This is a genomic window from Butyrivibrio sp. WCE2006 (genome assembly GCF_000701985.1).
In the GTDB taxonomy this organism is placed as follows: domain Bacteria; phylum Bacillota; class Clostridia; order Lachnospirales; family Lachnospiraceae; genus Butyrivibrio.
On sequence record NZ_JNKH01000001.1, the window covers coordinates 184740 to 207079 of the forward strand.

At 38.1% G+C, this 22340-nt stretch carries 18 protein-coding genes; 17 read left to right on the top strand and 1 reads right to left on the bottom strand.

The features are described 5' to 3' along the window. The first annotated feature begins 6 nt into the window (after positions 1–6). The 7 genes from T501_RS00805 (at position 7) to T501_RS00835 (ending at position 8198) form a co-directional block, all read left to right on the top strand. Entirely contained in the window at positions 7–2181 is a 2175-nt protein-coding gene (locus tag T501_RS00805; protein ID WP_044912692.1) for an ATP-binding cassette domain-containing protein, read from the top strand. Positions 2182–2284: 103 nt separating this feature from the next. Then, positions 2285–4057: a SpoIIE family protein phosphatase gene (locus T501_RS19720; protein ID WP_050008038.1), complete on the top strand. Its 1773-nt coding sequence runs from the start codon at positions 2285–2287 to the stop codon at positions 4055–4057. A 124-nt stretch (positions 4058–4181) separates the two neighbouring features. Beyond that, positions 4182–4550: a hypothetical protein gene (locus tag T501_RS00815; protein ID WP_044912693.1), complete on the top strand. Its 369-nt coding sequence runs from the start codon at positions 4182–4184 to the stop codon at positions 4548–4550. Positions 4551–4580: 30 nt separating this feature from the next. Further along, positions 4581–5819, top strand: coding sequence for a sensor histidine kinase (locus T501_RS19725; RefSeq protein WP_050008039.1), 1239 nt, complete (start codon positions 4581–4583; stop codon positions 5817–5819). A gap of 4 nt (positions 5820–5823) precedes the next feature. Continuing rightward, entirely contained in the window at positions 5824–6618 is a 795-nt protein-coding gene (locus T501_RS00825) for a response regulator (RefSeq protein ID WP_044912695.1), read from the top strand. Positions 6619–6720: 102 nt separating this feature from the next. Beyond that, positions 6721–7407: a hypothetical protein gene (locus T501_RS00830; RefSeq protein WP_044912697.1), complete on the top strand. Its 687-nt coding sequence runs from the start codon at positions 6721–6723 to the stop codon at positions 7405–7407. A 200-nt stretch (positions 7408–7607) separates the two neighbouring features. Next, positions 7608–8198, top strand: a complete 591-nt coding sequence (locus T501_RS00835) for an Hpt domain-containing protein (protein ID WP_044912699.1) — start codon at positions 7608–7610, stop codon at positions 8196–8198. A 171-nt stretch (positions 8199–8369) separates the two neighbouring features. Here T501_RS00835 and T501_RS00840 read toward each other — a convergent pair whose 3' ends face one another. After that, positions 8370–9287, bottom strand: a complete 918-nt coding sequence (locus T501_RS00840; protein WP_044912700.1) for a glycerophosphodiester phosphodiesterase family protein — start codon at positions 9285–9287, stop codon at positions 8370–8372. 95 nt (positions 9288–9382) lie between these two features. Here T501_RS00840 and T501_RS00845 point away from each other — a divergent pair, with 95 nt between their 5' ends. The 10 genes from T501_RS00845 (at position 9383) to gpmI (ending at position 22283) form a co-directional block, all read left to right on the top strand. Further along, positions 9383–11617 (top strand): sulfatase-like hydrolase/transferase, encoded by a 2235-nt coding sequence (locus T501_RS00845; protein ID WP_050008040.1) that lies wholly within the window; start codon positions 9383–9385, stop codon positions 11615–11617. 21 nt (positions 11618–11638) lie between these two features. After that, positions 11639–13432, top strand: a complete 1794-nt coding sequence (locus T501_RS00850; protein ID WP_044912701.1) for an Rqc2 family fibronectin-binding protein — start codon at positions 11639–11641, stop codon at positions 13430–13432. Between the two features lie 138 nt (positions 13433–13570). Continuing rightward, positions 13571–14458: a YicC/YloC family endoribonuclease gene (locus tag T501_RS00855; RefSeq protein WP_026509391.1), complete on the top strand. Its 888-nt coding sequence runs from the start codon at positions 13571–13573 to the stop codon at positions 14456–14458. A 17-nt stretch (positions 14459–14475) separates the two neighbouring features. Beyond that, complete coding sequence (gene gmk / locus T501_RS00860) at positions 14476–15099, top strand: guanylate kinase (protein WP_044912703.1); 624 nt, start codon at positions 14476–14478, stop codon at positions 15097–15099. 25 nt (positions 15100–15124) lie between these two features. Then, the gene (rpoZ, locus tag T501_RS00865) at positions 15125–15406 is read left to right on the top strand and encodes a DNA-directed RNA polymerase subunit omega (RefSeq protein ID WP_044912704.1); all 282 of its coding nucleotides are present in this window, start codon (positions 15125–15127) and stop codon (positions 15404–15406) included. A gap of 17 nt (positions 15407–15423) precedes the next feature. After that, positions 15424–16836 (top strand): 30S ribosomal protein S12 methylthiotransferase RimO, encoded by a 1413-nt coding sequence (rimO, locus tag T501_RS00870; protein ID WP_044912706.1) that lies wholly within the window; start codon positions 15424–15426, stop codon positions 16834–16836. Beyond that, positions 16820–17356 carry a CDP-diacylglycerol--glycerol-3-phosphate 3-phosphatidyltransferase gene (gene pgsA / locus T501_RS00875; RefSeq protein WP_026509388.1) on the top strand — a complete coding sequence of 179 codons (537 nt, stop codon included), beginning with the start codon at positions 16820–16822 and terminating at the stop codon, positions 17354–17356. Before rimO ends, pgsA begins: the two co-directional genes overlap by 17 nt. A 309-nt stretch (positions 17357–17665) precedes the next feature. After that, positions 17666–19387, top strand: a complete 1722-nt coding sequence (locus T501_RS00880; RefSeq protein WP_081842982.1) for a DEAD/DEAH box helicase — start codon at positions 17666–17668, stop codon at positions 19385–19387. Between the two features lie 245 nt (positions 19388–19632). After that, positions 19633–20595, top strand: coding sequence for a hypothetical protein (locus tag T501_RS00885; RefSeq protein WP_155994756.1), 963 nt, complete (start codon positions 19633–19635; stop codon positions 20593–20595). A gap of 140 nt (positions 20596–20735) precedes the next feature. After that, complete coding sequence (gene gpmI / locus T501_RS00890) at positions 20736–22283, top strand: 2,3-bisphosphoglycerate-independent phosphoglycerate mutase (protein WP_044912709.1); 1548 nt, start codon at positions 20736–20738, stop codon at positions 22281–22283. The last annotated feature ends 57 nt before the right edge of the window (positions 22284–22340 follow it).

Sequence of the window (22340 nt, forward strand, 5' to 3'; positions counted from 1 at the left end):
GGGCTTATGAGCTGGTTTGAAGATCAGATAAGAGAGAGAAGTAAAAGAGATCAGGAAGCTTTCGAATACTCTATGGAACGTCTTGCCGAAGCCGTTCTTGGACAAAGAGGGAGTATCGCTGATAATGAACGATATCATACATCAGAAGTTATCAGGGACATTTTGTCCTATTTTGGCTGCAAAAATACTGATGTTCCGATCAATATCGATAGTCTTGAGGAGAAGCTGGAATATGCTCTTTGGCCCAATGGCATAATGCGCAGGAATGTGGACCTTGATGAGGGATGGAGCTTTGACGGAACAGGACTTATGCTTGGATTTTTTGAGGACGACAATTCTGCGGTTTTGCTGATTCCAAGAAATACAACGGGCTATTACTATAAGGACAGGACTACAGGGAAAAAGGTCAGAATAACCAGAAAAAATGAAAAGCTGTTTTCCAGGAAAGCTGTGGTATTTTATAAACCGCTTCCGCTTCGAAAGCTTGAACTATCTGACCTTGTGTCTTATATGAGAAAATGTGTCACCTCAGGTGATCTTATTTGTGCTGTTATGGCTTCATTTCTTGTGGTATTCCTGGGAATGCTTTTGCCTCTTTTTACAAGACTTTTGACAGGCGTTGTACTTGCATCAAATGATATGAGATTTTTGATGAGTACAGCTCTGGTTATCGGTACAACAGCCATTACAACGCATCTTATAGATGCAGTAAAAATACTCTATCTTACAAGGATAGAGTCTAAAATGTCTACGCAGGTTGAAGCTGCGGTAATGATGCGAATAATGTCTCTTCCTGCATCTTTTTTCAGAAATTTTAGTTCAGGTGAACTTGCCAAGAGAGAACAGAGTATAAACATCGTTTGTTCTCTGCTTATAAGCAATGTTTTTTCCACCATGCTGGCTGCATTTATGTCGCTTTTGTACATTTATCAGGTAAATACAATAACTCCTGTATTATTCTGGCCGGCTATAACCATTATTCTTTTAGTATTCCTGGTAATCCTTTTGGCATCCTTCTGGCAGTCAAGAATAAATAAGAGGCTTATGAAGCTTTCTGCAGAAGGAATGGGATTATCTTATGGTCTTATCACCGGAATACAGAAGATTAAGCTTGCAGGCGCCGAAAAGAGAGCATTTGCAAAATGGACAGAGCATTTTTCAAAGGAGGCTGAGTGCCGATATAATCCGCCTGTGTTTTTAAAGGTCAATTCGGCTATTGTAACAGGACTCCTTCTGCTTGGAAATGCATTTTTATATGATCTTGCAGTCAGGAACAGACTTACTCAGTCTGATTTCTATGCATTTAATGTTGCATTTGGACAGGTTCTTGCAGCATTTGTTGCTCTTGCAAATATAGCAACTTCAATTGCCCAGATTGCACCTGCATTGGAGTTGGCTGAGCCTATTCTTAAGACCGAGCCTGAGGTTTATAACAATAATGAAGTTGTTGAGAGAATTTCCGGAAGTATCGAACTAAATAATGTAAGCTTCAGGTATGACTCTTCAATGCCATATATATTAAATAATCTCTCACTTAAGATCAGGGCAGGAGAATACGTGGCTATAGTTGGAGAAACAGGTTGTGGTAAAAGTACTTTAATAAGGCTTCTGCTGGGGTTTGAGAAGCCTGATAAGGGTGCTATTTACTATGATAAAAAGGCAATGAACAGCGTGGATTTAAAATCACTACGTAAAAAGATAGGTGTTGTTCTCCAAAATAGTTCTCTTATACAGGGAGATATTTACTCAAATATCACAATTTCTGCGCCCTGGCTAAGTGTAGATGAAGCCTGGGAAGCTGCTGAAATTGCGGGAATGGCTGATACCATAAGAGAGATGCCTATGGGAATGCATACAATAATAAGTGAAGGACAGGGCGGAATATCAGGCGGACAAAAGCAGAGAATCATGATAGCAAGAGCTATAGCTCCAAAGCCCAAGATTCTGATTTTTGATGAAGCTACAAGTGCGCTTGATAATATTACACAGAAGAAGATATCAGACGCACTGGATGGACTTAATTGTACAAGAATCGTAATCGCGCACAGGCTAAGTACAATAAGGAACTGTGACAGAATTCTGGTGCTTAAAGAAGGTAATATAGCCGAAGAGGGAACCTATGAGGAGCTTGTAGAAAAGAATGGGTTCTTCACTGAGCTTGTAAAGAGACAGATGGCTTAAATAATAAATTTAAATGCCGGGAATTTTTATTAAAATATTTCTGGCGTTATACGGCTTATTTGTAGCTTGCCGGATACAAAACGAAGTATGTTGGGGGATTTCTATGACAGAACATAAATCATATAATGACAGACTGAAAATAAGTGTATTTACTGAAATTCTAATATATTTCATCTTTGGTACATTGATAATCGGTGCCGTTTCATATGTTACGATAACCAATTCATCTGCAAGGACTATTCTTGATCAGAAGGAAAAGCATGCGAGCAGCATTTTTAAGGATTTGAATGCTTATTTGGATCAGTTTGAAGGAATAGCCTATATTCTTGAGTACTGGATCGAAAACGGCGACAATATGGATGTTGAATATGAGGCTGATGATGAGACCCGTAGAAAGATGCATGAACTTTTGGCAAGAAAAAAGAATCTGTCGGTAATGGATTCGACAGAAGCTGATATAAAAGCACTAAGTCCGGAAGATCAGAAATTGTTTGCTGAGATAGTTTTCAACAGAGTTCTTATGCATACGAATCATATTAAGACTGCGTATGATATTGACTATGTGTATGTTATGGCTACGGATGACAAATTCAACAGTGGTATTTTTCTCGCCAGCGGTAATGATGGCTCAAGACCAAGGAGCAGCAAGTTTGGAGATGCATATACTCTGGGTACTACAGTTACGCTTACGGATGAACAGGTTACTTCTTTAAAAGAAACATTAAAGAAAACACGTAAAGTTGCAGAATCAGAGGGCTATGCAGATTCATATGAGACTTATATAGACATACCCGGATATCATGTTTTTTTGGGAATTGCATATCAGACATCAGATGTAAAGGAAGAGATAAGGGTAGAGACAATAAGGAGTACTTTGAGATTTGTTGTTTTGCAAATGATATTTGCTGCAATCTGCCTTTTCCTCATCAGGAAAAATGTCCTAAAGCCTCTTAAAAAGGTGCAAAAAAGTGTTGAATCCTATGACAAAAATAAGGATAGCAATTACGTAGTAAATAAGCTTTCTGAAATAAGTCTTGGAAACGAAATCGGGCATCTGGCTGACAGCTTCTCAAAGATGGTACTCACAGTAGATCAGTATATTGATGAAGTACAAAAAATTACAGCCGAGAAGGAAAGAATCAGTGTAGAGCTTGGTGTAGCAACCAAAATTCAAAAGGATATGCTTCCCAGGGAATTTCCTCCATTTCCGGATAGAAATGAGTTTGATATTTTCGCAACCATGAATCCTGCAAAGGAGGTAGGAGGCGATTTTTACGATTTCTTTTTGGTGGATGATGACCATCTTGCCCTTGTGATGGCAGATGTTTCAGGCAAGGGAGTTCCTGCGGCATTGTTTATGGTCATCGCAAAAACACTTATAAAAACAAGAACACTGGCAGGTGGAACGCCTTCAGAGATTCTTTATGATGTCAATAATCAGCTCTGTGAGGGAAATGATGAGGAATTCTTTGTAACTGTGTGGCTCTCTATCATAGAGATTTCCACAGGTAAGGGTGTCGCTGCCAATGCAGGCCATGAACATCCTATACTTCGTCGTAAAAATTGTGAGTTTGAGCCTGTAATATATAAGCACTCAAGTCCTCTGGGAATGATCGAAGGTATCAAATACATTGAGCATGAGTTTAAACTCGATGCGGGAGATGCTTTGTTTGAATACACTGACGGAGTAACTGAAGCAGAGAATAAGAGGCACGAACTTTTTGGAATGGATAATACCGTTAAAGCTCTTAATAAATGCAAGGAAGATGATCCGCAGAAGCAGATAAGTACTGTACGAGAAGAGATAAATAATTTTGTAGGGGATGCAGATCAGTTTGATGATATTACTATGATGGCATTCTACTACAAAGGGTAATTTCATGGTTTTGTATGTTGGACATTTGTTGGACAGAATCAGATATAATGTGCCTATCTAAGTAATACACGTGGAAACGATTTATATTTTTAACGTGTTGCATTTAAGGAGGTACAGAATTATTGTGAAGGGGGTTATAAGTAAAATCAAACGCCTTTTTGATGATGAGATAGATGACAATGTACAGGATAATTGTTCTTTCGATGAGGAACCCATTGAAGAAATGATAAGTAGCGAAGAAGTTACAGATGATAATTTGTTTGAACAGATTGAAATTACCAATAATAATATCGAACTTCTAAGTAAACAGATAATGAAAAATTCGTATGTAAAATCTATTGAGAATAAAATTATTGAAATTGAGGAAGAAATAAAAAAGCAGGATGATGCGGATAGTATTTATCCAAAATTTGATGAAGTGAAGAAAAGCTTTATCCTGGGAAAGGAAAACCAGAAAAAGCTACGAAATAAAGTGATGAGTTCACAGGTCTGATGATCTGTACTCATCCTGGGGATTATTGTTATGACTATTGAATCACAGAGTCTTATAGCACTGAATGTTTCTTTGGTGCTTCAACTGCTGGGACTTTTAGCGGTTGTTCTTGCAGATAGATATATAAAAAAGAAGAATAGAATGATATTGATTCAAAATGTCATTCTTATTTTTTCTGTCATAGTAGTTAGTCAGGTTGAGAGTTTTTCTCAGCATCATAATTCACTGGTGTTTTTAAGGCTTATCACCAGTATTTACTGCTATATTGCAAGGCCTGTAATCATTGTATTGTTTATTCGGCTTTTGAGTGATGAAAAGAAGCCATGGATACTGATTGCAGTAAATACTGCGGTATATCTTTCAGCATTTTTCACTGATATAACATTTACAATTACAAAAGATAATGAATTTGTAAGGGGACCATTAGGTTACTCAAGCCATATAATTTGTGGTATATTACTTGTATGGCACATTATTTTGGCACTTAATAAATTGCGGAGTGAGAAAAAAAGAATTAATATCATTCCGATAGCAATTACTGCGATAATAGTTCTTGGGGTAATCGCTGATAGTAGTTTTAATATTGATGCCAGGATATCATTTCTTACAGTTGCCGTTGTTACAGGTGCGTTGTTCTATTACATCTGGCTGCATCTGCGCTTTGTCAGAGAGCATGACAGGGCAATAGAAAATGAGAAGAGAATTGAGATCATGATGTCTCAGATTCAGCCTCATTTTATGTATAATACGCTATCAACAATTCAGGCTTTATGCCTGACTGATCCAAAGAAAGCCTTCACTACTGCCGAGAAATTCGGTACTTATCTAAGGAATAACATAGGCTCTTTGGATAAAACGGATCTTGTACCTTTTGACAAGGAATTTGAGCATACAAGGGTTTATACAGAAATCGAGACCATAAGATTCCCGAATATCAAGGTTGACTATGATATCGATGATGAAGATTTCCTTCTGCCTGCTTTAACTCTTCAGCCGATTGTTGAGAATGCGATAAGACATGGTGTCAGGATCAGGAAAAACGGAAGTATCTGGATAACAACCAAGCTCGAGGATAATTATCATGTTATCAATGTGCGGGATAACGGTAAGGGATTTGACCTGGAAGACTATGAGAAGAAGGACGAAACTCATTACGGTCTTAAAACTATCCGGGAAAGACTTGAAAGTCTTTGCAATGGAAAGCTTATTATCGAAAGCGAGATAGATAAAGGAACAACAGTAATAATTAAAGTGCCCGCAGGGGGGTAAAATTGTGAAAGCTATTTGTGTTGATGATGAAAATCTGATTTTAGATCTTACAGTATCACTGCTGGATGATTTTGGGTTGTTTGAGGAAGTGAAAGGATTTACCTCGGGGCAGGAAGCCCTTTCATATATGGAAGAGAATAATGTGGGACTGGCGCTTTTGGACATAGACATGCCTGAAATGGATGGGATGACTCTTGCCGGTATTATCAAGGAGAAAAGTCCGGGAACATCAATTATTTTTCTTACCGGATATTCTGATTATGCAGTAGAGGCTTTCTCTATCCACGCTGATGGATATCTTTTAAAGCCTATTGCAAGAGACAAACTTTTCCAGGAAGTTCAGTATGTAATAGATAATAAGGAAGAGGAATCCGCATATCTTGCCAATGCTAAGACTTTTGGTAATTTTGATTTATTTGTAAAGGGCGAAAGCGTTGTTTTCAAACGTTCAAAGTCAAAAGAGCTATTGGCATATCTTATTGATAACAGAGGCGGAACCGTCACAAGAGCTGAAGCTTTTGCGGCACTCTGGGAAGACGGAATGTATGACAGGGCTATGCAGAAGCAGATGGATGTTATAGTAAGAAGCCTTAAAGACACTCTTAAAGACTACAATATCAGCGAAATATTAGAGGTTAAGAGTGGAGGCATGCGTATTTGTCCGGAACTTATCGACTGTGATCTGTATCATTATCTTGACGGTGATGAAGCGGCCATTAAATCCTTCCGTGGAGTCTACATGAACTCTTACTATTGGGCAAGCCTTACTGAAGCATCTCTTTTAGATGAAGATTTTTAATCTTACTGTAATTCATAAGTGAAAGTTATAAATGTAAATAGTTGGCAATTCTTGGAAACTACATGATTTTGTAGTTCCTGAGATCTATTTGAGGGGATAGTTATGAATAATAAATTGTCAATATTTGTCATGTGTACAATAGTGCTATGCTTTTTAGGTTGTGGACAACAGAATGATACTGTGATCACACCTAATGTTGAGTCTATAACTCAAAATGAGAATGAAGATTCAAAAAGTAATCCTCAGGTAAAAGTAATATCTGACGATGAAGTTGCAAAAGCAGCAAAAATCATTGAAGAAAACAAGCATGAGCCCATTGATATTACCGGCTGTTATGATTTTGATGATATCATTGCAAAGCTTGATAAGGGCATGGCTTATGCAAAGACAAGAATAGATCACACTGATGTACTGCTTGTTTCAAGTGGTGCATATGACTGCGATGGTAATGGAACAATGGCCTCTATCGACGCTGAGGTATATAAAAAAGATAATGATGATGTTGTTTACATCGGATATGTGGAAGCAGGCGGTACTGCTTATCCGCTCACGATATATGATGGCGATATATATGTTTGCGGCAATCATTTTACAAGCTCCTATGATATAGACGGCAATGCGCTGGATTTAGAGGATGAGAATTACGTTGAATATGACACCGCTGGTAATGCCACATATTATGAGATTGATGACGGTGAGAAAAAAGTCCTTGTTGATGATTCAGAAATGATGGAAATGTATGAAGAATTTAGTCAGGGACAGGTTATCAAGTTTACAGTAGTTGAGTGATTGTTTACATATGATTTAGAAGAGAACGGCCTGTATTCCGGCTGTTCTTTTTATCTTATAAGAAATTCCGTTGGATTTCTTATGTAACCTTATAAGTGAAATTATTAACTTTTGTTGTTTTACAATTATCGTTGTGCTAGGATTTATATGTTGTATGTTGAAATAAAAATTATGATTATATTTTAGATATTTGACAGGATATGTGCGAGACAGAATTTGATTATTTAAATGAAATAGAAGGAATTTCAGTGTCTGATGGGTTAAACTTTTGTGGAACTCAGAAGGCATTTTTGAAGTTTTTGAATACTTTTTACGGTAATATTGATACAAAATCAGATGAAATAGAAGATGCATATAATAAAGGAGATCTTGGCTTTTATACGACAAAAGTACATGCATTAAAAAGTACAGCCAGGATAATTGGGGCATTTGAACTTTCGGAGCTTGCTCTTATGCTTGAGGAAGCAGGGAGATCCGGAGATGAAAAATGTATTGATGATAATACCTGCAAATTATTGGAGCTTTTTAGAAGTTATAAGGATAAATTAGCTATTCTTGATAATATAAGGCAAAATGATAACGAGAGTAAACAGGAAATATCTCCTGAAAAACTTGAAGAAGCATATAGTGCTTTGCGTGAAGTTATTCCTGTGATGGACTATGACTCAGTTGAAATGATTTTGGATGAGCTAAAAAAATACAGGCTTTCAGCTGAGGACTTTAATAAAATTTCTCAGCTTGATAAGCTACTTAGAAATTTCAAATGGGACGAAATGAAAGATATTATTTAAATACATAGTATTTCCTAGTGCTACTGTCATCAAATACTTGAATTATTTGATGACAGTAGCACTTGCTTTAACGGGATGGCCTGAATATTTCCGGGTGGGCATGGCTTTAAGCGCAAGATTTCTGAATGCATATTTATCTTAGCATTCAGGAAGTCGTGAAATCTTTTTGGCTCAATTAATCAAATCATATCTGTCTGTATAAACTGCCGAAATACCGTCACTAAGGTATTTCTCTATTTCTGTATCTTTGTTTACGGTATGCACAAAGAGCGGAGTATCGGTTTCTTTTATTATTTCCATAAATTCCCTGCTATCTGCAAGTTCTGTATGAAATGTAAATCCAATAAGAGGCTTTTTTGAAGCTTTAAGGAGCGCTGATTTTGTTCGTTCTGAGTCCTCAGTTTCATAAAGCGTATAAATTATGTAGGGGAACCCCACTTTATTAATATCGTCATACTCATTTGCATGATATATCTGAACAACAAATCTGTTTATAAGATTGGGATATTTTGATGCTATCATTTTATAGGTCTCAATATCTGTTTCTTTTGTATCTGTGACAACTATCATATCTTCATGCTGCGTCATGAATGCAGCAACATCATCAAAGGTCATGACAGTGAACTTATCCTGTACCTTGCATTTTAAGAAATCAGAAAAGGAAGGAGCTTCTCCGGGAGTCATCTGTTTTCCATCAAGATAAAGATCACCCCATGCGTGACCGCATACAAGGACATTGTCGTTAGTGTAATGGAAATCTATTTCAATAATGCGATTACCTTTATTATAACTGTTTTCCAATGCCTCTTTTGAATTCGTATAATCGTACTGAATCCCGTCGGAATCTGAGATCATACCGCAGGCATGGATTATGTATTTATTTTGTGCAAAAAGTTCACGCATGGCAATAACATCTGCAGATGGCTCTTTCCGGGAGCAACCGGTAAGCACTGTTACTGATAATACTAAAATACAAAAAAATGAAAAACATAAACGGATAAATGTAGATTTTTTTACTATTTTAAATTGGCATTTTCTGTAGCCTTTGTCAGTTAATATGTCTGCTTTATTGGTCTTTGAATATTTCATGTAATTCCGGTCCTCAAAATTTTGCTATTTAAACTTCTTATATGCTAAAATAATTTGGTTTGAAACAAAAATATTATATCATTTATGGAGTTTTCGTGAAAAAGAGAAATATATTAAAAAATATCATAGCTACTATAATAATTGCAGTTCCGTTTTTGCTGTTCTTTACTTCCTGGTGGTTTTTCCATACCTGGAATACGATGACGGTTAATGAGCTTGTTTTTAATGTGAAAATGTCATTATCAGGTGCATCTCACGCCATGATAAAGCTGTTTGTCATGAAGGCATTTTTACCTGCCTGCATAGCGGCACTGCTGGTCTTTCTTTTCCTGACAGTTTTTAAGAAGGAAGCTTTTAAAGGAAAGAGAAATCTCATAGCAGCTATGTCGGGAATACTGGCATTAGTCGCAGCAATTGGCTATACATGGATACAGCTTGATATGACAACTTATATCAATCAGCAGATACATGCATCTACCTTTATCAAGGATAATTATGTGGATCCTAATACTGTAGATATACAGTTTCCTACCAGGAAGAGGAATCTTGTGTATATTTATCTTGAATCCATGGAAGTTACGGATGCTGACAAGGAGCATGGGGGCGGCTTTGACAAAAACAGAATACCGGAGCTTACGGATCTTGCTCTTGAAAATGAATTTTTTGGTGATAATTCCGGTGAGTTAAATGGCGGTTTCTCAATGCCCGGTACAGACTGGACTATGGGAGCAATTTTCGCCCAGTCCACCGGACTTCCGCTTCAGATAAGTATTGATGCTAACAGTATGTCTGACCAGGAAACCTTTTTCCCTACAGTTAAAGCGCTTGGAGATATTTTAAAAGATGAGGGATATCATCAGGAGTATCTTTGCGGCTCTAATGCGACCTTTGGCGGAAGAGAACTTTTCTTTAGGACTCATGGGGATTTTGACATAATCGATTATCCCTATGCCAAGGAACAGGGATGGATTCCTAAGGATTATGGTGTCTGGTGGGGCTTTGAAGACCAGAAGCTTTTTGATTATGCAAAGGAGCGACTGCTGGAGCTCTCTAAAATCGATGAGCCTTTTAATATGACACTTCTTACCGTGGATACGCATTTTGAAGATGGCTATGTATGTAAGCTCTGTGAGAATGAATTTGATGATCAGTACTCCAATGTTTTTGCTTGTTCAAGCAGACAGGCTACAAGCTTTGTCAAGTGGATACAGCAGCAGGATTTTTACGAAAATACAACTATAGTGCTTGTCGGCGATCATCCAACTATGGATGCAGATTATTGTCTTGAGATTCCAGGTGATTACACAAGAACTGTCTATACCTGTTTTATAAACGCTGACTGCGGTGTGCATGACAGATTAAAAAGAAAATATACTACTTTCGATATGTTTCCTACTACAATAGCTGCTCTTGGAGCAACTATTGACGGTAACAGACTTGGGCTTGGAGCAAATCTGTTTTCGACTAAAGAAACACTTCTTGAAACATATGGAATGGATTATGAAAAAAGCGAGCTCGACAAGAAATCAAAATTTATGAATGAGCTTGCAGGTATCAGTGACGAGTCAATTGCAAGTCAGAATTATGCAGAACCTACTGCAGATGTGACAATAGATAAGAGTGACAAAGAGAATATTAAGATCATAGTAAACAGCATATCCAATAATATTGAACAGGTTGAAAAGATGGAACTGGAAGTTCAGCCTGAAGGGGATCAGGAGCGTAACTTTACAGTTAAAATGGATAAAAATGCTGATGGCAGTTACAGCGCAGATATTCCTGCTGATAAAATTGATGAAACTGATACTGATTTCAGAATATATATGGATGGTTCTCTTGGATCAAGAATATGCCTCTTCTCTCAGAGGGGAGATATTAATCTTAAACAGACTGACATAGGCGATTATCTTAAGGCTCTTAAGAAGTATGCAGAATCTGAGGATTATACCGTATTTATAACTACAAGAAAAAGTGCAGCTATGAGATTGACAGATGAAAACATAGCTGATCTGCATGCACTTGGTATTGAGGATGAGATCAGTAAAGGTGAAGACATTACAATAACAGCGGCAATAAACAACAATCTTAAGGATATTATTGTGTCCAAGCAGAGTGCCGATATAGAAGGAACGGTTTCTGATAATCTTTCCTATCACCTTAAAGGAAGCTGGGACAGCTTTGATGACAGAGATTTTGCTCTTGAAATCAATGGTAATAATGTAATGATGGAACGTAAGGGATTGCATTTTGCTGTTGTGAAAAATTCAAATGGCAGAGTTGTTGACTATGCTGATTTTGATCTTCTTGATAAGGAATGCCGAAGATATTGATGAAGTAAAGGAAGGTACAAAATGGCTTTCGATGGAATTACTGTAGCAAATATAGTTAGAGATTTAAAAAAAGAATTATTAGGTGGGCGAATATATAAAATAGCCCAGACAGAAAAGGACGAGCTTCTTATAACCGTAAGACGGGCAGTGGAAAATGGCGGTGGTCAGAGGAGACTTTTTATGTCCTCTGACGCATCTCTTCCGCTTGTATATATGACGGATGAGAATAAGCAAAGTCCTATGGTTGCACCAAATTTTTGCATGCTTTTAAGGAAGCATATCCAGAATGGTAAGATTATCAATGTTGAACAGCCCGGACTTGAGCGTATTATCCGAATTGAAGTTGAACATCTCGATGAGATGGGAGATTTAAGGCATAAGATACTGCTTATGGAACTGATGGGCAAATACAGTAACATAATTTTTGTGGATGAGGACAACAGGATAATAGATGCCATAAAGCATATTCCGTCTTCTGTAAGTTCAGTAAGAGAGGTGCTTCCCGGAAGAGATTATTTTGTTCCCATGACTCAGGATAAGCTTGATCCGCTAGAGGCTTCAAGGGATGATTTCTTAAGCGTTGTGCCGACAAAGGGACAGGCAGTATTCAAGGCACTTTATGGAAGCTTTACCGGATTATCGCCGATTATTTCTCAGGAAATATGTTACAGGGCTGATATTGATGCAGATAAGTCCGCAATTGCTCTTGATGCTGACGAGTTGAACAGACTTTGGAATGCTTTTGGTGGAATGGTGAATAGTATTAAAGCAGGGGATTTTTCTCCCGAACTTGTTTATGTCAATGACAAGCCCAAGGAATATGCTTCACTTCCTCTCACCATGTATCATGGCAGTGAGACTGCGTCATACAGGGAGTATGAGGAGATATCAGCACTTCTTCTGGATTTTTATTCTGAAAAGAATACGATAACCAGAATAAGACAGAAATCCTCAGATCTGAGAAAACTTGTTGCCACAGCTCTTGAAAGAAATATCAGAACACTTGACCTTCAGACAAATCAGCTAAAAGACACTGAGAAAAAGGATAAGTATCGCATTTACGGAGAGCTTCTGACTGTCTATGGATATAGTGCAGAGGCAGATGCAAAATCAATTACGGTCAATGATTATAATACAGGTAAAGATGTTACAATTCCACTTGATAACACCCATACAATTGCGCAGAATGCCAAGAAATATTTTGACAGATATACTAAGCTGAAAAGAACGGCTGAGGCATTGAATTCACAAATGCAGGAGGTATCACAGACTGTCTCTCATCTTGAGTCAATTGCCGCTTCCCTTGACATAGCAAGGCAGGAAGAGGACCTTACGGATATCAGACGGGAGCTTGTTGAAGGCGGTTACATAAAAGGCAGTGCAGCTGACAGGATAAACGGAAAAGGAAAGGGACAAAAGAGTAACAGAAATCAAAAAACAAAGAGTAAACCTTTTCATTATATAAGTAGTGATGGTTTTCATATTTATGTGGGGAAGAATAACTATCAGAACGACGAGCTTACCTTCAAAATGGCTAACGGCGGAGACTGGTGGTTCCATGCAAAAGGAATTCCCGGTTCACATGTGGTCCTCATAACAGAAGGGAAAGAGGTTCCGGACAGAACCTTTGAAGAAGCCGCATCTCTGGCCGCATATTACTCTAAAGGCAAGGATCAGGACAAGGTTGAGATTGATTATCTAAAGAGAAAAGATGTCAAAAAGCCCGGAGGTGCAAAGCCCGGCTTTGTGGTCTATTACACGAATTATTCAATGGTGATAAGCACGGATATATCAGGTCTTAAGGAAGTTGAATAATTAAAATACTATTAAAATAGTGCTAAAATGCTTTGATAATCGAAATTCTGATACAGGATTTGTTTTTTTGTGTTAGAATAATTAATTAGGAAACTGAGAAAACAAAATGCTGCATTTGCAGCTAGAATGTGAGGAAGTATGGTCTGCAGTATGACGGGTTATGGCAGATGCGAAACTGCCGATGAGAAACATAAGTTTACGGTTGAAATGAAATCCGTTAATAACCGTTATCTTGATATAAATATCAAGATGCCTAAAAAGTTCAATGCGTTAGAGTCAAAGATAAGAAATGAACTTAAGAACTTTGTAAAAAGAGGAAAGGTTGATGTTTTTATTACCTATGAAGACTTTTCCGAAACTGATACCAGAGTGAGGTATAATAAGGAGATTGCCGCTGAGTATCTGGAATATTTAAAGCAGATGTCTGCAGATTTCGGAATCGATAATGATATCCGTGTTTCTTCACTTTCAAAATATCCTGATGTTTTCAGCATGGAAGATGCTGAAATCGATGAGGAGGAGTTGTGGGGATCTCTTAAGAAGGCTATCGATGGAGCAGGCGAGGAGTTTTCAGCTGCAAGACAAAAAGAAGGCGAGTTCCTTCACAGGGATCTTGATGATAAACTTGCTGGTATGCTTGAAAGTGTGGAGTTTATTACAGAGCGTTCACCTGTAATTATAGATGAATACAGAAATAAACTAAGGGATAAGGTGAAGGAGCTTCTTGAAGATAAGGCTGTTGATGAAAACAGACTTATCATGGAGGTCACGCTTTATGCCGATAAGGTAAGTGTTGACGAAGAGCTTGTAAGGCTTAGGAGTCACATAACAGCTATGAGGGATATCCTGAATAAGGGTGATGATAAGGAAGGAATTGGCAGAAAGCTTGACTTCCTTGCACAGGAGATGAACAGAGAATCTAATACTATCTTGTCAAAGTCCACAGACCTTGAAATATCCGATAAGGGTATAAGTCTTAAAACTGACGTTGAAAAGGTTCGTGAACAAATTCAGAATATAGAATAAAGATAGGATGATGTTTTATGAACAAAAAAGGAATTATTGTTGTTGTTTCAGGTTTTTCCGGAGCCGGTAAAGGTACACTGATGAAGGAGCTTTTAAGAACATATGATAATTATGCTCTTTCAATATCAGCTACAACAAGAAATCCAAGGCCGGGTGAAGAAAATGGAAGAGAATATTTCTTTATAAGTAAAGAAGAATTTGAAAAGCTTATAGAGGAAGATGGCCTTATTGAGCATGCAAATTATGTGGGCAATTACTATGGAACGCCTAAAAAATTTGTACAGGAAAAGCTTGATAGTGGTAAGGATGTAATCCTTGAGATAGAAATCCAGGGTGCTCTTCAGATAAAAAAGAAATTCCCCCAGGCACTATTATTGTTTGTGATGCCTCCATCTGTTGAAGAACTTGAAAAAAGACTTCGCGGAAGAGGAACAGAAACTGAAGATGTCATACACGGAAGACTTCTTCGTGCAAAAGAAGAGGGACAGGGTATTGACGAGTATGATAATATAGTAATCAATGACAATCTTGATGCATGTGTTAAAGAGATGCATGAGATAATTCAAGCTGCACATTATACACCTGACAGGAATAAAGAATTCATTGAGGATATTAAGAAGCAGCTGTCAGAGCTTAAATAATTTTTTTATATAATGGAGGACTAACATGATACATCCGTCATATGTTGATCTTATGAAGGTAGTTAATAAGGACGTAGAGGAAGGAAATGAGCCTATTATAAGCTCAAGATATTCCATCGTTATGGCAACAGCAAAGAGAGCAAGACAGCTTATTGCCGGTGATGAGCCTATGGTAAGAGTAAAGGATAAGGAGAAATTCTTATCAATAGCAGTAGATGAGCTTAATGAAGATAAGCTTAGAATTCTTTCTGACGAGGAAAAGCAGGCTCTTATTGAAACAAACGAAGAAAAGTCTTCTGAAGAATAATTAATTGGGAATAATTTATGAAGATTTTATTTGTATCTCTCGGCTGTGACAAAAACCGCGTTGACTCAGAGGTTATGCTTGGCATGCTGTCACAGCGGGGGCATGAATTTACAGACGATGAAGAAATAGCAGAAGCAGCTGTGGTTAACACATGCTGCTTTATTGGTGATGCTAAAGAAGAGAGTATAAACACAATTATAGAACTTGGCAAGTACAGAAAGAGCGGCAAGTATAAAGCCCTTATTGTAACCGGTTGTCTTGCTGAAAGGTACAGGGAAGAGGTATTAAAAGAAATCCCTGAAGTTGACAGAATATTGGGAACAGCATCTGTTGAGCATATTGTGGAAGCACTTGATTCTGTTCTTGGTGAAACATCTGAAATAGTTAATTCAGATGTCAGCAGTATTAAAAGAATATATATTGACAGCCTAGATAAGAAACCGGTTGGTAACAGGGCTCGTATACAGACAACCGGCGGACAGTTTAATTATCTGAAGATTGCTGAAGGTTGTAATAAAAATTGTACATATTGTGTTATTCCAAAGGTAAGAGGAAAATATCGAAGTGTACCTATGGAGGAGCTTGTAGCTGAGGCTAAGGAGCTTGCGGCAAAGGGAGTAACAGAACTTATTCTTGTTGCGCAGGAGACAACTCTTTATGGAACAGATCTTTATGGGGAAAAGAAGCTTCCGGAGCTCTTACATAAACTTGCTGAAATTGAGGATATCAAATGGATAAGAATAATGTATTGTTATCCGGAAGAAATAACCGACGAGCTGATTGATGCAATCAAGAATGAGCCGAAGGTTTGCAATTACCTTGATATTCCTATTCAAAGCGGATCCAATCACATCTTAAAACAGATGGGACGCCGCACTAACAGAGCAGAAATAACCGAGAGAGTTAAAAATATCAGGGCAAAGATACCTGATATTTGTATCAGAACCACATTGATTGCAGGCTTCCCTGGGGAAACTGAGGAAGATCATCAGGAGACCATGTCTTTTGTTAAAGAGATGCGTTTTGACAGACTTGGTTGCTTTACTTACTCACAGGAAGAAAATACAGTCGCTGGTGAGATGACTGATCAGATTCCTGAAGAAGTAAAAGAAAAGCGAAGAGATGAGATCATGTCACTTCAGCAGACTATTGCTTTTGATGCAGCAAGAGGCAGAATTGGTCAGGTTGTCAGCGCTGTAATAGAAGGCAGAATAACTGATGACGACGATGATGAATATGACGGAAGCACGTACGTAGCCAGAACTTATATGGATGCACCGGATGTGGATGGATATTTATTTATAATGAATGTCCCTTATGATTTGATGAGCGGACAATTCGTTGACGTACTTATCACCGGTTCTAATGATTATGACCTGATTGGGGAGTTAATGGAGGGGAATGAAGATGAAAATGAATTTACCGAATAAGCTTACTGTATTTAGAGTTATTTTGATTCCGTTCTTTGTTGTATTTTTACTGGCGAATATTTTTGGAGAAGCTGATAAGTGGATTGCTGTAGGCATATTTATCGTAGCATCCCTCACAGATCTGGCCGACGGTAAAATTGCCAGAAAATATAACCTTGTAACTGATTTTGGTAAATTTATGGATCCTCTTGCTGATAAACTTCTTGTTTGCAGTGCGATGATTTGTCTTATAGAACTTGGCAGAATTCCATCCTGGATAGTTGTGATCATTATTGCAAGAGAGTTTATCATCAGCGGATTCAGACTGATTGCTGTTGAGAATGGACGAGTTATAGCTGCCAGCTATTGGGGCAAATTCAAGACAACATTTCAGATGATAATGGTTATACTTATGATTGTTAACATACCTCAGCTTCAGCTTGTTACCAATATCATAATGTATATAGCACTTGCACTAACCATAATTTCTCTTTGCGATTATATTATCAAGAATAAAGATGTTATGAGTGGTGATATGTAATGTATCATCGTATTTTCAACCAGATTATATTTGGGAGATGATTCGTTAAAAGTTTTATCAAAAAATTGTTGTATAATATTGAAAACAATGATATAGTTTTCAATTGTGTAATTTAAATGTTTTATTTGGGGACGACATTTGATGTGCGTCCTCATTTTTTTTGAGCAGAACGCCGGGCAAAGTTTCTTCGAGCCTGGGATTAACCATTGGGAGCCAAGTGGCATAGTATTAAGCCTGATGGAGCTAAATATTCTGCTCCATGAAACTTATCAGATAAAATGAAGAATCTGATATCAAGAAAGAGGTAATATGGCAAACATACTAGAAGAAATTAAGAAAAACATCGAAGGAATCTCAGAAGCTGTTTCCGGAAATAAAGACAAAGAAACTAAGAAGAATCATAAAGACAAAGAAAATGAAAAGTCTGCATCAAAAGAAGAAGTAAGAGTTCGTTATGATGAGGCTGAAGGAATTGATGAGAAGATTCTCAGGGCCATCACAGAGATGGGGTTTGAGTATATGTCTCCTATCCAGAAGGCTGCTATTCCCGTTATGATGAAGGGTGTTGATATTATCGGACAGGCTCAGACAGGAACAGGAAAAACGGCTGCTTTTGGAATTCCGCTTCTTCAGAAGGTTGATCCCTCCAACAAGCATCTTCAGGCAGTTGTTTTGTGCCCTACAAGAGAGCTTGCCATGCAGGCTGCTGATGATTTAAGAAGCTTTGGAAAATATATGCACGGAATAAAAGTGCTTCCTGTATATGGTGGTCAGGATATATCAAGACAGATACGAGCACTTTCATCAGGCGTTCAGATTGTTGTCGGAACTCCCGGAAGAGTTATGGACCATATGAGACGTCATACTATGAAGATGAGTGATGTCAGAGTGCTGGTTCTCGACGAAGCAGATGAAATGCTGGATATGGGATTCAGAGATGATATTGAGACTATCCTTGAAGGCATGCCTAAGGAGAGACAGACTGCATTGTTTTCTGCTACAATGCCTGAGCCTATTTTACAGATTACAAGAAAATATCAGCAGGATGCAGAATATATAAAGATGACTCCCAAGGAAATCACTGTAAAAGCAATAGAACAGTATTACTATGTGATTCCATCAAACTTTAAAGAAGAGGTCCTTACAAGACTCATTGAGTATCATCAGCCAAAGAGAAGTCTTATTTTCTGTAATACAAAAAGAAAAGTTGATGAACTCACTTCTAATTTGAAGAGCAAGGGATACAAAGCAGAGGGTCTTCACGGTGATTTGTCCCAGTATCAGCGTGATACTGTTATGAACCTCTTCCGCTTTGGACAGGCTGACTTTTTGATAGCTACAGACGTTGCTGCAAGAGGAATAGATGTAAGTGGTGTTACTGCTGTATTTAACTATGATATTCCTGAGGATATAGAATACTATGTACATAGAATAGGACGTACAGGAAGAGCAGGAAAAAGCGGTCAGTCATTCTCACTTGTTTCTCCCAGAGAAATGTATAAACTCAGAGACATTGAGAGAATCTGTCATACAAAAATCGAAGAGGGCGAAGTTCCTTCTGCCAAGGAAATAACAAGAGCAAAGGCAAGAAAGCTTTTCTCAGAGGTAATCGATCTTATTGAGTCAGGTGAAATAACTGATTACATAGAGTTCCTCAATGATAAGGTTGCTGAGGATGAGTATTCAATTGAACAGCTTGCTGCAGGCCTTATGAGACTTAATATGGGTAAAGCTCCTGAAGAACTTGATATTAAACCCAGAAAGCGTGATCTATACAGGGGCGAGCGAAGCCGTGAAAGAAGATATGGAAGAGACGGCAGAGGAAGATCTGACGCACACGGATCACATGATTCCAAAGGAAGAAGAGACGGTAAGGGATCAGGTTATGGTCGTGGCCGCGATGGCAAGTTCGGTAAGGACAGCAGGAATATGCGCGATTCAGCAGGAATGCATAAGAAGGCATCCGCGGATAAATTCAGAAGAAATGCAAGACCAAGAACTGAGAAACTCGGTGTGAGAAAAGATAAATAAATAGTATATAATAGAAGGAATCGTTACTGTTCAGACAGCTCTGCGCACTTGCTGCGCTGAGCGTGAGAATGTTCTACGTCTTGAATATAGGATTTGCCCCTTTGCCGAAGGCAACTGGAATGGGCAAATCCAGTTGCTGTGAGCACCGTAAGGTGTGAACAGTAACAAGGAATCACATGCTATGAATTCTTGAGCTTCAAGAACCATAATAAATGTGATTTCTTTTATATAGGGGAGAGGGATAAATGATGGATTATAAATTGATTGAAAGTGTATTCTGTGATGCACAGGAGAAAATTAAAGATTCCGATATGAAGTTATGTACCATCGTTAAAATGTATGAGCATGAGCTTTTGAAGGAATATGGGGCGGTAATATTTGATGAGAATTATTTTCGTAAATTGGTCGAAAACACCAGCCCTGTCATAGAAAAACAGTATGAAGAACAAAATGAAGATGGCAGTATTGATGGAGATATTTATAAAACTTCCATATTTATTGCGATGATGTGTGTAACATCACGGGTATATGATGATCTTGATGCGATTTTTGCTAGAGATTGTATGCACGCTGGATTGGATGCTGCCCATTATCTTCTTGTAAATAAGCCTGATCTGAATCAGCTTGACACAAATGAGAAGCTTGCCATGTTATGGGCTTTTTCAGAGCTGTCAAAGACAGATAAAGAAATAAAAAATGCTTATGACCACTCAATGATGGCCGGAATGCCTCAGAAAATGAGCAGACAGAAGCGCTATAAGGTTATTGTCAATGACCTGATTCATAAAGCCAGGGAGCTGAGTTCTGATAATGGTACTGCTTACGATGTTTACGGATCCGGACTGGAAATTCTGGTGTTTTCCTGCATGACGATTCTTATGGATGAAGGTAATGCTTTTTTTGATGAAGCTAAGGATGTGGCAGAAAAACTGATTTTTGAACTGGCAGATGAGGCTTTGGAGAAAAGCTATGATGAATTAATTTACAGTCAGAAAATTCTGCTGCTGATTGCATCAATAATAGCAAATTACATTCTTGATAAGGATAAGGCTCTTTCAGATGGAGAGGATTCCCAGCTGATAAAGGTTATAGAATATAAAATTATCAATAAAAAGAAAAATCAGCTTAGTGATGATGAAAAAGAAGTATTTAATAAAAGAATAATTAAATATATTAAAAAAATAGATAATCAGCATATAACAGAGTAGCTGAACTTGAAAAGCAAACAATTTATGGGTATACTACTCTGTGGACAATGATAAATAATGCAGGTATATGGCGAATTGGCGATGCCGGGGCTTAAGATATCTGCATGGCATAAATAATTTTTATATATGGAGGCATAAATATGCAGGGTTCTAAACCAACAGTTTTACTTATCATGGACGGATTCGGTCTTAATGAGAATCCCAAGGGAAATGCTATTGCAATGGCAAATACACCTGTTCTTGACGGACTTATGAAGGATTATCCTTTTGTAAAAGGAAATGCAAGCGGACTTGCAGTAGGACTTCCTGATGGTCAGATGGGTAACTCAGAGGTAGGACATATGAACATGGGTGCCGGACGCATCGTGTATCAGGAGCTTACAAGAATTACAAAATCAATAGAGGACGGCGACTTCTTCACAAATGAAGGACTTATGGCAGCAATTAACAACTGCAAGAAGAATGATTCAGCTCTTCATATGTACGGTCTTGTAAGTGATGGTGGTGTACATAGCCATATTACTCATATTTATGGACTTCTTGAGCTTGCTAAGAGAAACGGTCTTAATAAGGTATATGTTCACTGCTTCCTTGACGGACGTGATACTCCTCCGGAATCAGGTATCGATTTCGTACAGCAGCTTGAGGACAAGATGAAGGAACTCGGAATCGGTGAAGTAGCTACTATTTCCGGAAGATATTATGCTATGGACAGAGATAATAACTACGACCGAGTTAAGATTGCTTACGATGCTATGACCAAGGGCGAGGGTAATAAAGCAGACAGCGCTCATGAGTGCATGGTTCAGACATATAAGGATGGCAAGACAGATGAATTCGTAATTCCTACAGTTATCATGAAGGATGGCGCACCTGTTGCTACAATTAAGGATAATGATTCCATTATTTTCTTTAACTTCCGTCCTGACAGAGCAAGAGAAATCACACATTGCTTCTGCGATAATGAATTTGATAAATTTGACAGAGGCGATAGGATCAAGACAACTTATGTCTGCTTCACAGATTATGATCCGCTTATTCCTAACAAGGAAATCGCTTTTAAGAAGGTACTTCTTAACAACACATTCGGTGAGTGGCTTGCAAACAAGGGCATGAAGCAGGCTCGTATTGCTGAGACTGAGAAATATGCTCACGTTACTTTCTTCTTCAATGGTGGTGTTGAAGAGCCCAATGAAGGTGAGGACAGAATCCTTGTAAATTCACCTAAGGATGTACCTACTTATGATCTTAAGCCTCAGATGAGTGCGCCTGAAGTTTGTGACAGAGTTCTTGAAGCTATTAACTCTGATAAATATGATGTTGTAGTTACAAACTTTGCTAATCCTGATATGGTAGGTCATACAGGAGTTATCGAGGCTGCTGTTAAGGCAGTTGAGACAGTTGATACATGTGTTGGTAAGATTGTTGAAGCTGTTAAAGCTAAGAACGGTACATTATTCATCTGTGCTGATCACGGTAATGCAGACATGATGATCGATTATGAGACAGGTGAGCCTTTTACAGCTCATACAACAAATCCTGTTCCGTTCATCCTTGTAAATTATGATCCTGCATATACACTTCGTGAGAACGGATGTCTTGCAGATATCATTCCTACACTTATTGAGTGCATGGGATATGAGCAGCCTGCTGAGATGACAGGAAAATCACTTCTTATTAAGAAGTAATCATACGGTTACTGTTCAGACAGCTCTGCGCACTTGCTGCGCTGAGCGTGAGAATGT

Excerpts from the sequence above, each read along its gene's own strand:
- T501_RS00805 (WP_044912692.1), top strand. The coding sequence starts at position 7 with ATGAGCTGGTTTGAAGATCAGATAAGAGAGAGAAGTAAAAGAGATCAG.
- T501_RS19720 (WP_050008038.1), top strand. The coding sequence starts at position 2,285 with ATGACAGAACATAAATCATATAATGACAGACTGAAAATAAGTGTATTT.
- T501_RS19725 (WP_050008039.1), top strand. The coding sequence starts at position 4,581 with ATGACTATTGAATCACAGAGTCTTATAGCACTGAATGTTTCTTTGGTG.
- T501_RS00830 (WP_044912697.1), top strand. The coding sequence starts at position 6,721 with ATGAATAATAAATTGTCAATATTTGTCATGTGTACAATAGTGCTATGC.
- T501_RS00835 (WP_044912699.1), top strand. The coding sequence starts at position 7,608 with ATGTGCGAGACAGAATTTGATTATTTAAATGAAATAGAAGGAATTTCA.
- T501_RS00840 (WP_044912700.1), bottom strand. The coding sequence starts at position 9,287 with ATGAAATATTCAAAGACCAATAAAGCAGACATATTAACTGACAAAGGC.
- T501_RS00850 (WP_044912701.1), top strand. The coding sequence starts at position 11,639 with ATGGCTTTCGATGGAATTACTGTAGCAAATATAGTTAGAGATTTAAAA.
- T501_RS00855 (WP_026509391.1), top strand. The coding sequence starts at position 13,571 with ATGGTCTGCAGTATGACGGGTTATGGCAGATGCGAAACTGCCGATGAG.
- gmk (WP_044912703.1), top strand. The coding sequence starts at position 14,476 with ATGAACAAAAAAGGAATTATTGTTGTTGTTTCAGGTTTTTCCGGAGCC.
- rpoZ (WP_044912704.1), top strand. The coding sequence starts at position 15,125 with ATGATACATCCGTCATATGTTGATCTTATGAAGGTAGTTAATAAGGAC.
- rimO (WP_044912706.1), top strand. The coding sequence starts at position 15,424 with ATGAAGATTTTATTTGTATCTCTCGGCTGTGACAAAAACCGCGTTGAC.
- pgsA (WP_026509388.1), top strand. The coding sequence starts at position 16,820 with ATGAATTTACCGAATAAGCTTACTGTATTTAGAGTTATTTTGATTCCG.
- T501_RS00880 (WP_081842982.1), top strand. The coding sequence starts at position 17,666 with ATGGCAAACATACTAGAAGAAATTAAGAAAAACATCGAAGGAATCTCA.
- T501_RS00885 (WP_155994756.1), top strand. The coding sequence starts at position 19,633 with ATGATGGATTATAAATTGATTGAAAGTGTATTCTGTGATGCACAGGAG.
- gpmI (WP_044912709.1), top strand. The coding sequence starts at position 20,736 with ATGCAGGGTTCTAAACCAACAGTTTTACTTATCATGGACGGATTCGGT.